This is a genomic window from Flavobacterium muglaense (assembly GCF_014305155.1).
GTDB lineage: Bacteria > Bacteroidota > Bacteroidia > Flavobacteriales > Flavobacteriaceae > Flavobacterium > Flavobacterium muglaense.
Genome location: NZ_JACRUK010000069.1, coordinates 1 through 12139, shown reverse-complemented (window position 1 = coordinate 12139; position 12139 = coordinate 1). Strand labels below are relative to the sequence as shown.

Below are 12139 nucleotides of genomic sequence, written 5' to 3'. Positions count from 1 at the left end.
AATACTTTCTCCTTTGAATGATTCCATAATAAAATTCTTTCACGAAAGATAAGAATTTATCTTTACACCTCTATATAATTATTTATTTTGGGTTTTTAAAAGTACAATTTTATTCTAAAACAGGAATCAGGATTATGTTAACTCTTTCGGAATGTTATTTTGTTCAAAAACGAAATTTTAGAGTGCTTTAATTGTTCAAAAATATTATTTTTATAAAAAATTACACATGCAGTTAAGTTATTGGGAATTAAAAAATTGGTTTACTAATGTTGATTATACAGTTGTAGGCAGCGGAATCGTGGGCTTGCATGCAGCATTGCGCTTGCGCGAAAAATTCCCAGAAAGTAAAATTCTAGTGCTTGAAAAAGGAATGTTGCCGCAGGGAGCAAGTACTAAGAATGCCGGTTTTGCTTGTTTTGGTAGTCTATCTGAAATTATAGACGATCTAAAGTCCCATTCAGAAGAAGAAGTTATTCAGCTCATTCAAAAACGTTGGACTGGTTTGCAATTGTTACGAAAGCGCTTAGGAGATGCCGCTATCGATTTTAAACCTTTTGGTGGTTATGAAGTTTTTTTGAAAGACGATGATAGTAGTTATCAAGAGTGTATGGGTAAACTGCCTTTTATAAATGAAATTTTAAAACCACAATTTAAAGCTGATGTTTTTGCAAAGCAAGTAGATCGTTTTGGTTTTGCAGGTACTAAGGAGTATGTGGTTTACAACCCTTTTGAAGGACAAATAGATACCGGGAATATGATGCAGGAGTTGTTAAAAAAGGCTTATGCGGCTTCTGTTTTAATACTCAATCAACAAACGGTAACTTCATTTTTGGACAAGGAAACTCATGTAGAAGTCGCTTTGGGTTCATTTAGTTTTAGTTCAAAGAAAGTTTTGTTTGCAACAAATGGTTTTTCAAATGAGCTTACAAATGGAGCAGTTAAGCCTGCCAGAGCTCAAGTTTTAATTACAGAACCAATAACCAATTTAGATATAAAAGGTACTTTTCATTTAGATAGAGGCTATTATTATTTTAGAAATATAGGCGATAGAATTTTATTAGGAGGCGGAAGGAACTTAGATTTTGATGCCGAAACAACAACGGAGCTTGCTCAAACAGAAATTGTACAAAATAAATTGGAAGATTTATTAAAAGAAGTAATTTTGCCCCATCAAGAATTTAAAGTGGCACACCGCTGGAGTGGGATTATGGGCATAGGAAGTAGTAAAATACCAATTGTTTCTCAATTGTCCCAAAATGTGTATTGTGGTGTGCGACTTGGAGGAATGGGAGTAGCAATAGGAAGTTTAATAGGAACAGAATTAGCAGATTTAGTATAATGGGAATAAAAACAACGTCGAGTAAAACAGCCAAAAAACCAGTAAAAAAAGAAACAACCTCTTTTATGACTAAATTAAAGCTTTTAATAGTAAAAGCTGTCTTGTGGTTTGTTGGGATTTCATTTTTTTCGGTAGTATTTTTTAAGTTCGTTCCCGTGCCATTTACGCCTTTAATGATTATACGAGCAATCGAGAACAAAGCGGCAGGTAAGGCGGTTTATTTTAGTCATGATTGGGAATCAATAGATCATATTTCGGTTAATTTGCAAAAAGCAGTTATCTCTAGTGAAGATGGTACTTTTTTAACGCATAATGGTTTTGATTTTACTGCTATGCAAAAAGCGTATAAAAGCAATGAGCGTGGTCGCCGAATAAAAGGAGGAAGTACTATTTCACAACAAACCGCCAAAAATGTATTTCTTTGGCAAGGTAGAAGTTATTTGCGAAAAGCATTAGAGGCCTATTTTACAGTGCTCATCGAGGTGATTTGGGGCAAAGAACGTATAATGGAAGTGTATTTAAACAGCATAGAAATGGGAGATGGTATTTATGGTGCCCAAGCAGCAACAGAACATTGGTACCGTAAAGATGCTTCTAGTTTAACGCCGTTGCAAGCCGCAGGAATAGCTGCTATTTTACCAAACCCAAGGAAATATAAAGCAACCAGTTCGTCCTCATACATCAATAATAGAAAAACCAAGATTATGAAGGTAATGCGCACCGTAGGTAAAATTAATTACTAGATGCATAGTAAAACAGTCCTTATTCTTGTCCTAGCTGTACTATGGAATGCAAATCTATGGGCACAAAAGAGCACTACAGAAATCGGACTTGTTACAGATAACGACCTATACACATCGTCCAAAAATGATATGTATTATACCAATGGACTGGAGATTTTTCATCGCCATTTAGTTAAAAACACTAACGATAGCATTGAAAAACGTACAATTGAGTTTAAGCTAGGACAGTACATTTATACGCCAAGGTTTTTAGATTCAAAGGATGAATCGGGTATAGATCGCCCATTTGCGGGCTATTTATTTGGCGAGGTTGGAAGTAATGTATTTTATAAAAACGAATCAGTACTAAAAGCAAATTTGCAATTGGGGTATGTAGGGCCTAATTCTTTTGGCCGAGAAACTCAAAAAAGCTTTCATAAACTGGTAGGCTATAAAGCGGTATCGGGTTGGGAGTATCAAATAAAGAATGCTTTGGCAGTTCAAACTCAGTTTTTCTATTCTAAAAAAATATTTCAAACTAAGGAAAGTACCAAAATTGATTTTCATTTTCAGTCAGAAGCGAATCTAGGTACAATTTTCACAGGAGTATCAACAGGGTTTCTGACTAGGATAGGGCTAAAAAAATTAGTTCCAGTTTATAATTCTAATCTGCATGGTGCAAGTTTAGGGAGTGTTGCCACTGAATTTTACTTTTACATCGCACCATCTGTGAACTATCAGTTGTACGATGCCACCATTCAAGGTAGTTTGTTTAGTAGCAATAGTCCTGTTACTTTTAGTCTGGTTCCTTTTCGTTTCAATGGAGAGGCAGGTTTTAAGTACCGAAAAAATAATCTCAATCTATCCTACGTTTTTGTCTATCGCGGCAAAGAATTATACAGCAAGACCATTTCGGGCTATTTTTATGGTTCAATAGGACTGTCGTATTTGCTAAAATAAAAAACCGTAAATGCTTAATTAAAAGTAGTTACGGTTTTATTATGTGGAGAATACCGGATTCGAACCGGTCACCCCTTGCCTGCCAGGCAAGTACTCTAGCCAAATGAGCTAATCCCCCAGTAGTGTCGCAAATATAATACAATATTACATTCCAATCGCATTTTTCAAAAAAGTCGTCCAAAAGTTTCAAAAAAAGGGCGTTTCCTATTTATATTTTTAACTTTACATAAAAACGACATTTATGGCAGCAATAGATTCTAATGGTTCATTAACAACAACTATCGACAATAAAATAGCCACCGTAGCTTTTGGGCATCCCGCAAGCAACTCTTTTCCACGTCAATTGTTGGATGCATTGACCCAAGAATTGAAGGACTTGAGTGGTAATAAGGCTGTGAGCGTGATTATTTTAAAAAGTGAAGGTACAGGCGCATTCTGTGCTGGGGCTTCTTTTGATGAATTACTAGCCGTTTCAAACCTTGAAGAAGGTAGTGCTTTCTTCTCAGGATTTGCTAATTTGATCAATGCCATGCGCAATTGTTCAAAAATCATTGTTGGTCGTATTCACGGCAAGGCAGTAGGAGGCGGAGTAGGCATTGCAGCGGCTTGTGATTATACTTTTGCAACTACAAATGCTGCTGTCAAACTTTCGGAACTCGCTATCGGGATTGGTCCATTTGTAATTGAGCCGGCCGTGAGTCGTAAGATCGGCAAGACCGCCATGACTCAAATGACACTTGCTGCTCACGAGTGGAAGTCTGCTGAATGGGCACAAGACAAAGGGCTTTATGCAAAAGTACTGCTAGATCAAACGGAGTTAGATATTGACTTGGCGCATTTTACGACCAAACTGGCATCGTACAATCCAGAAGCATTAAGCCAAATGAAGAAGGTTATTTGGGAGGATACTGACAATTGGGATACATTGTTGCTGGAACGTGCCGCAATTTCAGGTGAGCTGGTACTTTCGGAATTTACTAAAAATGCACTGAATCAATTTAAAAAGAACTAGTAAGATGAGAATTATAACGCTTATTCAACAAGTAGATGTTGTGCAAAAATTAAAGGATGCTCCTGATAGTAGTTATCAAACAGGAGTGATTATTGGATCCTTTGTTCCGTTTATTGTTTTACTCGGATTGGCTTACTGGATGTACTCTTCTGCAAAAAAAGAGATAAAAACGTTTAATTTTTTACTAAATTTGCACTCAAAATTATACCTAGATGAGCAATATCAGAATTACAAAACAATTTAACTTCGAAACCGGTCACGCCCTTTATGGATACGACGGAAAATGTAAAAATGTTCACGGACACAGCTACAAATTATCAGTAACCGTTATTGGATCGCCTATTACAGACAGGAACAACGTAAAATTCGGAATGGTAATCGATTTTTCGGACTTAAAAAAAATTGTAAAAGAAGAAATTGTAGATCAGTTTGATCATGCTACTGTTTTTAATGAAACTACACCTCATGTAGAATTGGCCGAAGAATTAAAAAAACGCGGTCACCACGTTATTTTAGTCGATTATCAACCTACAAGTGAAAACATGGTTATTGATTTTGCCGAAAGAATAAAAAGTAGATTGCCAGACGGAATTAAACTATTTGCTTTAAAATTACAGGAAACAGAATCTTCTTTTGCAGAATGGTTTGCAAGCGATAATTTATAATTCAATTGACACCTTAGTTGCATGAAACTACCCAATAATAAAAAAGTATATTTCGCTTCTGATCAGCATTTTGGAGCGCCTACAGCTGAATTGAGTTTTCCTAGAGAAAAAAAATTCGTGGCTTGGCTTGACGAAATTAAAAAAGATGCCGAAGCTATTTTTTTGGTGGGTGATTTATTTGATTTTTGGTTCGAATATAAAACCGTTGTTCCTAAAGGCTTTGTGCGTGTATTAGGTAAACTTGCCGAAATTCGCGACAGCGGAATCCCAATTTATTTCTTCGTAGGAAACCATGATTTATGGATGGATGGGTATTTCGAAAAAGAATTAAATATTCCTGTTTTTCATGACAATCAAGAATATACTTTTGGGGATAAAACCTTCCTTGTTGGGCACGGTGATGGGAAAGGTCCTGGAGATATGGGGTACAAACGCATGAAAAAAGTATTTACAAATCCGTTTTCTAAATGGCTTTTTCGTTGGTTGCATCCTGATGTTGGAGTGGGTCTAGCACAGTACTTATCTGTAAAAAATAAATTAATTTCGGGTGATGAAGATGTTACTTTTCTTGGTGAAGACAAAGAATGGTTGATCATTTACGCCAAAAAGAAGTTGGAAACCAAACACTACAATTACCTCGTTTTTGGACACCGTCATTTGCCTATGAAACTTTCTGTAGGTGAAAATGCCGAATATGTCAACCTAGGCGATTGGATCTCTTATTTTACCTACGGTGTATTTGACGGCGATACTTTCGAATTAAAAAAGTACGAGAATTAATTCATCCCTTCTCCATACAGGTATTCGTCAAGGTTTATCTTAAACAAAGTGCCTTCTACAAGATCTTTTACTGCCTTTAATTCCTGCATAGAAACAGCCAAATCAATTTGTGTACAGGGTGTTTTTAGCAAAAATTTGTGGCACGTATTTTTGAGCGCACAATCACTACAGTTGCTGTTTTGGTTATAGCTTTCGTCAATACATGATTGAAAAAGTTTCAATTCTTGACGGCTTAAATAGAATCCAGTTTCTCTAAAAATCAGTTGAACCTTATCTGTTAATACTTCGTTTTCTTTTCTCCAGAAAAATGAAGTTCCGGAGTCGTTATAATATATTTGCTTTATGGGTTGCATGTGTCTGTCGTTTGACACAAATATAATAATTATTTAGATTTATTCTAAATAAAATAAATGTAAAAAACATAAAAAAAGTCGGTACAGAATCTCAAGATCTTGTATCGACTTTTTTTTATCATTCTAAATGCGTTTTTTATGCTTCGTTTTCGTGTTCTTCAAGATCTTTAGTTAGATCTAGTTTTCTAAAAGTAGGAGAGATTATCCCGGTGGTAAGCACTACAAAAAGCGTCATGCTTCCTCCAAAAACTACTGCCGTAACCGTTCCCATTAATTTTGCTGTTAAACCACTTTCAAAAGCGCCCAATTCGTTTGACGAACCCACAAACATGGAATTCACTGCTGATACGCGGCCGCGCATGTGATCTGGTGTTTTCAATTGTAAAATAGTTTGTCTAATTACAACCGAAATCCCGTCAAACACACCGCTTAAAAACAAGGCAGCTAATGAAACCCAAAATATAGTAGAAAGACCAAAGACTATAATACAAATACCGAAAGCAAAGATCGCTGATAGCAACTTCATTCCGGCGTTTTTACTCAATGGTACATAAGCGGTGATCAGCATGGTAATAAATGCTCCAACTGCGGGTGCAGCTCTCAAGAAACCAAAACCTTCGGGACCCACTTTTAAAATGTCTTGCGCAAAGATAGGTAACAACGCTACAGCACCTCCAAAGAGGACAGCGACCATATCTAAGGTAATTGCACCTAATACCGTTTTGTTATTGAAGACAAATTTTATTCCCTCGTTTAAACTTTGCATTATAGGCTCACCAATTTTGGGGTTTAAAATCGGCTTTTTCTCGATTTGAGACAGCGCCAGTAAAGCAAGAATAGAACAGATAAAAACAGAACACATAGACCAATGAACTCCTATTAAAGTAATGGAAAATCCAGCAAAAGCAGGCCCTACAACGGAAGCAATTTGCCAAACAGAACTACTCCATGTTGCTGCATTAGGATAAACTTTTTTAGGTACTAATAAGGACAATAACGAAAAAATAGTTGGCCCTAAGAAAGACCGAACTAGTCCTCCTAAAAAAACTAAAAAATAGATAGAATACAATATAGTTTGAGTGGCATAACCTTTTACAACTGTTGGCCAGGTCAATAAAAACAAACCAAAACTGATTACAGAAAAGGCTAAAATACATTTTACTAACAACCCTTTTTTTTCTTTTTGATCCACTATATGACCCGCAAACAAAGCCATCGAGAGTGCTGGAATTACCTCCATTAAACCTATTATTCCTAGCGAAAGAGGATCTTTGGTAATACTATACACTTGCCATTCTATAACAATAAATTGCATTGACCAAGCAAAAACCATGGCAAAACGCAGCAGCAAAAAGGTATTGAATTCTTTATAACGCAAAGCTGCGTAGGGATCTTTCTTTTTTATTTTATCAAAACTCATGGCTTAATATTTTTTAATCTTAATTGTGTAGTGACTTTTCCGTTCCATTCATTTTCATCAATACAATAGACGGCCTGAAAGGGTTTCTGATGAGTTGTAAACTCCATTTTATCACCTAAACCAAAGCCTATTGCTGCAAGTCCTTCTGAATTGTTTTGCTTTACAAATAATCGTAAGTGCTCGTCTTCTTTGCCCATTGTTTTTCCGTGACCGGTGTCTATTACATTTTTGCTTAAAAAGACCGGTGTCATGTTTTGAGGTCCAAATGGCTCAAACTGTTTCAAAATTCTAAAAAACTTAGGCGTAATAGCAGCGAAGTTAATTTCGGCATCAATCTCAATTTCTTGAGTACGCATTTCGGGTTGTATTGTTTCTTGTACTTGTTTTTCGAATGCCGCCTTAAAAGCGGGATAATTCTCTGGAAGTATTGTCATTCCTGCCGCATACATATGACCGCCAAATTGCTCCAAATGTTCGGAGCAAGCTTCGAGTGCATTGTATACATCAAATCCTTTTACAGATCGTGCCGATGCTGCATATTTGTCACCACTTTTTGTAAAGACAAGGGTAGGGCGGTAGTAGGTTTCTATTAATCGAGACGCTACAATTCCTATAACTCCTTTGTGCCAATCTTCTTGAAAAACAACCGAAGTAAATTGTTCTGTTTCTTGGTTTTCGATTATTTGCGCAAGCGCTTCTTTAGTAATTTGCTTGTCTAAATCTTTTCGGTCGGAGTTGTATTGTTCAATTTCAGAGGCAAATTGCTGTGCTTGATCAAAGTCAAATTCAGTCAGCAATTCTACGGCATGATTACCATGTTTTATTCTACCTGCAGCATTAATTCGCGGTGCAATGATAAAAACAACATCGGTAATATCTAGGGTTTGTTTTTTAACTTGGTGCACTAATGCCTTGATTCCGGGTCTTGGATCAGCGTTAATCACTTGCAGTCCATAGTGAGCCAATACTCGATTTTCTCCAGTCATTGGGACAATATCAGCGGCAATTGCTGTGGCTACTAAGTCAAGATACGGAATCAAATCATCGATAGTTTCTCCTTTACGACTTCCTAATGCTTGAATCAATTTAAATCCAACTCCGCAACCACAAAGTTCGTCGTATGGATAATCACAATCGGTTCTTTTCGGGTCTAAAACTGCTGCTGCTTCGGGAAGTTGGTCTCCTGGCCTGTGGTGATCACAAATGATGAAATCGATGCTTTTTTCTTTTGCGTAAGCGACATGATCAATAGATTTTATACCACAATCGAGTGCTATAATTAAGGTGAATTCATTGTCCTCGGCGTAGTCAATTCCTTTATACGATATGCCGTAGCCTTCCAGATAACGATCCGGAATATAGGTAGCAATATGGGGATAATAGGATTTTAAATATGAAGAAACTAGCGATACAGCGGTTGTTCCATCGACATCGTAATCACCAAAAACAAGGATGCGTTCTTGATTTGCAATTGCTTCTTCAATGCGCTCCACTGCTTTATCCATGTCTTTCATCAAGAAAGGATCATGCAAATGGTCTAATGAAGGACGAAAAAAAGCTTTGGCTTGTTCGAAAGTCTCGATGCCGCGTTGTACCAGTAAAGTGGCTACAAAATCTTCTACATTTAAGGCTTGCGCCAAATGGTTAATTTTATCATCAGAAGGTTTTGGTTTGATTGTCCACCTCATAGTACTATGAATTATACTGTTCTTGAAATTTTTTAAATCAAAAAAGTTACCGCAAATTCTCTAATTATTTCAATTTGCGAATTTGCGATGTAATGTTTTATTTGAATTGTAAAGGGTCACCTTCAAATGCAATTCCGTCCCAACCGCTTGTCATAAAATTACGGATATTTTGGTGGTCAGTCCCTTCTGGGTTTTTTAAAACGTCTTCAAAATAATACGCGCCAAAACAAGCTAGCGTTTCGGTTGGACTTAGTTGTTGCGCTTTTGCGAAAGCGAACAATTTACAAGAACCCGAGTTTTCTCCAGCGGCATTGTGTTGGTTACCGTTTTGAAAAGCGGTAGGGGTAAAGGTGTAATTGTCCTCAATTAGTGCGATAGTATCAGTAAATGCAATAGATTTTGGGTTTTCTTTTAGGGTACTAAGGAATGTAGTTAAGGTCATAATGTGTTTTATTCTTTATTATCGTCTTTTGAAAATTTACTTTTTTTGGCTTCTTTTACAATTGGTTTTCCGCCTACTACTACCACAATTTCGCCTCTTGGCGCTGTTTTTTCAAAATGGGTTAGCACTTCTCGCACAGTACCGCGAACATTTTCTTCGTGTAGTTTTGATAATTCTCGAGAAACAGAAATTTGTCGGTCTTCGCCAAAATAAGTAATAAATTCGGCTAGCGTTTTTACTAATTTATGAGGTGAAACATATAAAATCATGGTGCGCGTTTCTTCGGCTAAGGCCAAATAGCGTGTTTGTTTCCCTTTTTTGTCAGGTAAGAAACCTTCGAAAATAAATTTATCATTAGGTAGTCCGCTATTCACTAAAGCAGGTACAAAAGCGGTTGCACCGGGCAAACATTCTACTTCAACACCATTTTCAATACAAGCGCGTGTTAATAGAAAGCCAGGATCAGAGATGGCAGGAGTTCCCGCATCAGAAATCAAGGCGATATTTTCGCCGGCTTTTAGTCTCGAAATTAAATTCTCTACCGTTTTGTGCTCATTGTGCATGTGGTGACTGTACATGTGTGTACCGATCTCAAAATGCTTCAAAAGTTTTCCGCTGGTACGGGTGTCTTCGGCCAGAATTAAATCGACTTCTTTAAGAATTCGGATGGCTCGAAAAGTCATGTCTTCGAGATTGCCAATGGGAGTTGGGACTATATATAATTTTGACATAATTGACTAAAGGAATTTTTTCTCGATAATATCCATAAAACGATCAGCATAATCGTCTTTTCCTTCCCAGTTGTTGTAGTCTGGTTTGACCATCTCTTCGATAAAATCTTTGGTTTCATGAAAAGTGCCAAATGTTATCAATTGGCTTAGTACGCGGTTATAGTCCTCGTTGTTGTTGCCAAAAAGATGTTTTACAAAAGCAATTCTATCGTTTAAGTCGATATCAAGTGTTTTTGATAATTTGTCGTTAAGGGATACTATTTTTTGTTCTTCTTTTTTGATTTCTTTTACTTCAGGAGCTGCCTTTGCCTCTGGAATGACTACTTCTATTTTTTCTTTTGCTTCAAAAACAATTTCTGGTGGCAAAGCAGGGACGTCATCTACTTTTACAAATTGCGTGTCACTGTAATTCCCGCCTAACAAGTCTTCAAAAGATATTTGTACTTTTTCAAGTTGCTGTGGTGCTAGTGCTTCAGGTTCAGTCTCTAAAGAGAAATCGGCTGTAAAATCATTTAATGGCGCTACTTTTTCATCTTCGATAGGAGCTGCTTGAAAAATCTCTTCTTTAGGAACAACGATGTCGCTTAGGGGCATTTCCTCTGTAACGGGTTGTTCTTTAATGTCGGCTTCAAAGGCAGCTGGCTCTTCAAGTGGAGCAGCTGGCTCTTCATGAATTACAGTCACTTCTGGAACTGCAGCTGGTGTTACGCTCTCTTCTACAACTGGTTTTGCTTCCGTTTTTTCTTCTTGTGGCACTACTGTTTCGGTTAGTTCGAAAACCGTTTCAGCAGGTAGTTCAGCATCTTTATCATAAAACGCTTGTACTTCTTGTTCCATTTCGGCATGCCCAATCGTTGGTTTTACATCGCCATAATGCTCGTCAATAAATCGTAAAACCGACAGTTTTTCGTATAGCTTTTGAGATTCTAAATACAATTGATTAATATCAGATTTGTTTTTTAGCTGCAATATTCTGTGAGCAATGCTGATTAAATCGGCTTCCAATTTTTTTTTCATAACGATTAAATTATAGTATGTATGGCGTATGTGTTTCTTATATGATTTAGTGTCAAAATGGTATCATGATGTTATGGTGTGAACATTTAATTTTAAATAACTGTTCACAAATCCTTGATTTGATAAAATTTTTCTACTTTTGAGACAACATAAATGTGTAAAATCTTATGTTGGTTTATTACGGTACAAAGTAATAAAAACTATTCATTTTTTAAGTTAGAAAAAAACAAAATGTTTCTCGAAAATACAGTAAATCATAAAGAACAATTTGGTTGGATCGAAGTTATCTGCGGTTCGATGTTTTCGGGTAAAACCGAAGAACTAATTCGTCGTCTCAAAAGAGCGCAATTTGCCAAGCAAAAAGTAGAGATTTTTAAACCCGAAGTGGACACACGTTACCATGACGAAATGGTGGTGTCTCATGATGCCAATGAAATTCGTTCTACTCCAGTGCCTGCAGCAGCCAATATTGCTATTTTGGCGCAAGGTTGCGATGTGGTAGGAATTGATGAAGCTCAGTTTTTTGATGACGAAATAGTTAGAGTTTGCAATGATTTAGCAAACCAAGGGATTCGTGTTATTGTTGCTGGATTAGATATGGATTTTAAGGGTAATCCTTTTGGCCCTATGCCTGCATTAATGGCCACAGCCGAGTATGTGACTAAAGTGCATGCCGTATGTACACGTACAGGAAATCTAGCAAATTATAGTTTTAGAAAAACCGATAATGATAAACTGGTGATGCTAGGCGAAACCGAAGAATATGAGCCGTTAAGCCGTGCTGCTTATTATCATGCTATGCGGGAAGTCCTCTCCCCAGCCCTCTCCAAAGGAGAGGGAGACAAAACGAAATAGGATTCTATAAATAACAAAACCCTTTCTGATGGCTCAGTAAGGGTTTTTTTTGAACGAATATTTTATTGATTAACGTTTTAATACCAAACGCATTTATTGTATAGACCAAATATTGTCTAAAAAAACATAGCTATAACCACAGATACTCATGACCT

General features: G+C 36.8%; 14 protein-coding genes and 1 tRNA gene. 8 read left to right on the top strand and 7 right to left on the bottom strand.

Translation table 11 applies throughout. The annotated features are described in order from the left end of the window. The first annotated feature begins 226 nt into the window (after positions 1–226). Genes H8R24_RS16805 through H8R24_RS16795 form a run of 3 tightly spaced genes read left to right on the top strand, consistent with a single transcriptional unit; the run spans position 227 to position 3021 of the window. Complete coding sequence (locus H8R24_RS16805; RefSeq protein WP_187021409.1) at positions 227–1339, top strand: NAD(P)/FAD-dependent oxidoreductase; 1113 nt, start codon at positions 227–229, stop codon at positions 1337–1339. Continuing rightward, positions 1339–2082 (top strand): monofunctional biosynthetic peptidoglycan transglycosylase, encoded by a 744-nt coding sequence (gene mtgA / locus H8R24_RS16800; RefSeq protein ID WP_187021407.1) that lies wholly within the window; start codon positions 1339–1341, stop codon positions 2080–2082. Before H8R24_RS16805 ends, mtgA begins: the two co-directional genes overlap by 1 nt. Beyond that, the gene (locus H8R24_RS16795; protein ID WP_187021405.1) at positions 2083–3021 is read left to right on the top strand and encodes a lipid A deacylase LpxR family protein; all 939 of its coding nucleotides are present in this window, start codon (positions 2083–2085) and stop codon (positions 3019–3021) included. It abuts the gene before it with no gap. A 44-nt stretch (positions 3022–3065) separates the two neighbouring features. Here the strand turns inward: H8R24_RS16795 and H8R24_RS16790 are convergent. Then, positions 3066–3139, bottom strand: a tRNA-Ala gene (locus tag H8R24_RS16790). Between the two features lie 123 nt (positions 3140–3262). Between H8R24_RS16790 and H8R24_RS16785 the strand changes: the two genes are divergently transcribed. The 4 genes from H8R24_RS16785 to H8R24_RS16770 are packed head-to-tail and all read left to right on the top strand — an operon-like array spanning position 3263 to position 5478. Beyond that, positions 3263–4033, top strand: coding sequence for an enoyl-CoA hydratase/isomerase family protein (locus tag H8R24_RS16785; RefSeq protein ID WP_187021404.1), 771 nt, complete (start codon positions 3263–3265; stop codon positions 4031–4033). A 4-nt stretch (positions 4034–4037) separates the two neighbouring features. Further along, entirely contained in the window at positions 4038–4277 is a 240-nt protein-coding gene (locus H8R24_RS16780; protein WP_187021410.1) for a hypothetical protein, read from the top strand. Continuing rightward, positions 4246–4698 (top strand): 6-pyruvoyl trahydropterin synthase family protein, encoded by a 453-nt coding sequence (locus tag H8R24_RS16775; RefSeq protein WP_187021402.1) that lies wholly within the window; start codon positions 4246–4248, stop codon positions 4696–4698. Before H8R24_RS16780 ends, H8R24_RS16775 begins: the two co-directional genes overlap by 32 nt. Before the next feature lie 21 nt (positions 4699–4719). Further along, positions 4720–5478: a UDP-2,3-diacylglucosamine diphosphatase gene (locus H8R24_RS16770; protein WP_187021400.1), complete on the top strand. Its 759-nt coding sequence runs from the start codon at positions 4720–4722 to the stop codon at positions 5476–5478. On the opposite strand, the gene H8R24_RS16765 is transcribed toward H8R24_RS16770, so the two are convergent. From H8R24_RS16765 to H8R24_RS16740, 6 genes are all read right to left on the bottom strand, one after another. Beyond that, positions 5475–5831, bottom strand: a complete 357-nt coding sequence (locus tag H8R24_RS16765; protein ID WP_187021398.1) for a hypothetical protein — start codon at positions 5829–5831, stop codon at positions 5475–5477. The two genes, H8R24_RS16770 and H8R24_RS16765, sit on opposite strands and share 4 nt — an antisense overlap. A 136-nt stretch (positions 5832–5967) precedes the next feature. Further along, complete coding sequence (locus tag H8R24_RS16760; protein ID WP_187021396.1) at positions 5968–7251, bottom strand: MFS transporter; 1284 nt, start codon at positions 7249–7251, stop codon at positions 5968–5970. Next, a complete protein-coding gene (recJ, locus tag H8R24_RS16755) occupies positions 7248–8939 on the bottom strand; it encodes a single-stranded-DNA-specific exonuclease RecJ (protein WP_187021394.1) in 1692 nt (563 codons plus the stop codon). Before recJ ends, H8R24_RS16760 begins: the two co-directional genes overlap by 4 nt. A 97-nt stretch (positions 8940–9036) precedes the next feature. After that, positions 9037–9381, bottom strand: coding sequence for a HopJ type III effector protein (locus H8R24_RS16750; RefSeq protein ID WP_187021392.1), 345 nt, complete (start codon positions 9379–9381; stop codon positions 9037–9039). An 8-nt stretch (positions 9382–9389) separates the two neighbouring features. Beyond that, positions 9390–10112, bottom strand: a complete 723-nt coding sequence (gene rsmI, locus H8R24_RS16745) for a 16S rRNA (cytidine(1402)-2'-O)-methyltransferase (protein WP_187021390.1) — start codon at positions 10110–10112, stop codon at positions 9390–9392. Between the two features lie 6 nt (positions 10113–10118). Then, positions 10119–11129, bottom strand: coding sequence for a hypothetical protein (locus tag H8R24_RS16740; protein WP_187021389.1), 1011 nt, complete (start codon positions 11127–11129; stop codon positions 10119–10121). Between the two features lie 231 nt (positions 11130–11360). Between H8R24_RS16740 and H8R24_RS16735 the strand changes: the two genes are divergently transcribed. Then, a complete protein-coding gene (locus H8R24_RS16735) occupies positions 11361–11984 on the top strand; it encodes a thymidine kinase (RefSeq protein ID WP_187021388.1) in 624 nt (207 codons plus the stop codon). Positions 11985–12139: the final 155 nt, after the last annotated feature.

What these genes read in the sequence shown, in the direction of transcription:
- H8R24_RS16770 (WP_187021400.1), top strand. Translation starts at nt 4,720, where the DNA reads ATGAAACTACCCAATAATAAAAAAGTATATTTCGCTTCTGATCAGCAT.
- recJ (WP_187021394.1), bottom strand. Translation starts at nt 8,939, where the DNA reads ATGAGGTGGACAATCAAACCAAAACCTTCTGATGATAAAATTAACCAT.
- H8R24_RS16795 (WP_187021405.1), top strand. Translation starts at nt 2,083, where the DNA reads ATGCATAGTAAAACAGTCCTTATTCTTGTCCTAGCTGTACTATGGAAT.
- H8R24_RS16740 (WP_187021389.1), bottom strand. Translation starts at nt 11,129, where the DNA reads ATGAAAAAAAAATTGGAAGCCGATTTAATCAGCATTGCTCACAGAATA.
- H8R24_RS16760 (WP_187021396.1), bottom strand. Translation starts at nt 7,251, where the DNA reads ATGAGTTTTGATAAAATAAAAAAGAAAGATCCCTACGCAGCTTTGCGT.
- mtgA (WP_187021407.1), top strand. Translation starts at nt 1,339, where the DNA reads ATGGGAATAAAAACAACGTCGAGTAAAACAGCCAAAAAACCAGTAAAA.
- H8R24_RS16780 (WP_187021410.1), top strand. Translation starts at nt 4,038, where the DNA reads ATGAGAATTATAACGCTTATTCAACAAGTAGATGTTGTGCAAAAATTA.
- rsmI (WP_187021390.1), bottom strand. Translation starts at nt 10,112, where the DNA reads ATGTCAAAATTATATATAGTCCCAACTCCCATTGGCAATCTCGAAGAC.
- H8R24_RS16785 (WP_187021404.1), top strand. Translation starts at nt 3,263, where the DNA reads ATGGCAGCAATAGATTCTAATGGTTCATTAACAACAACTATCGACAAT.
- H8R24_RS16805 (WP_187021409.1), top strand. Translation starts at nt 227, where the DNA reads ATGCAGTTAAGTTATTGGGAATTAAAAAATTGGTTTACTAATGTTGAT.
- H8R24_RS16750 (WP_187021392.1), bottom strand. Translation starts at nt 9,381, where the DNA reads ATGACCTTAACTACATTCCTTAGTACCCTAAAAGAAAACCCAAAATCT.
- H8R24_RS16775 (WP_187021402.1), top strand. Translation starts at nt 4,246, where the DNA reads ATGAGCAATATCAGAATTACAAAACAATTTAACTTCGAAACCGGTCAC.
- H8R24_RS16765 (WP_187021398.1), bottom strand. Translation starts at nt 5,831, where the DNA reads ATGCAACCCATAAAGCAAATATATTATAACGACTCCGGAACTTCATTT.
- H8R24_RS16735 (WP_187021388.1), top strand. Translation starts at nt 11,361, where the DNA reads ATGTTTCTCGAAAATACAGTAAATCATAAAGAACAATTTGGTTGGATC.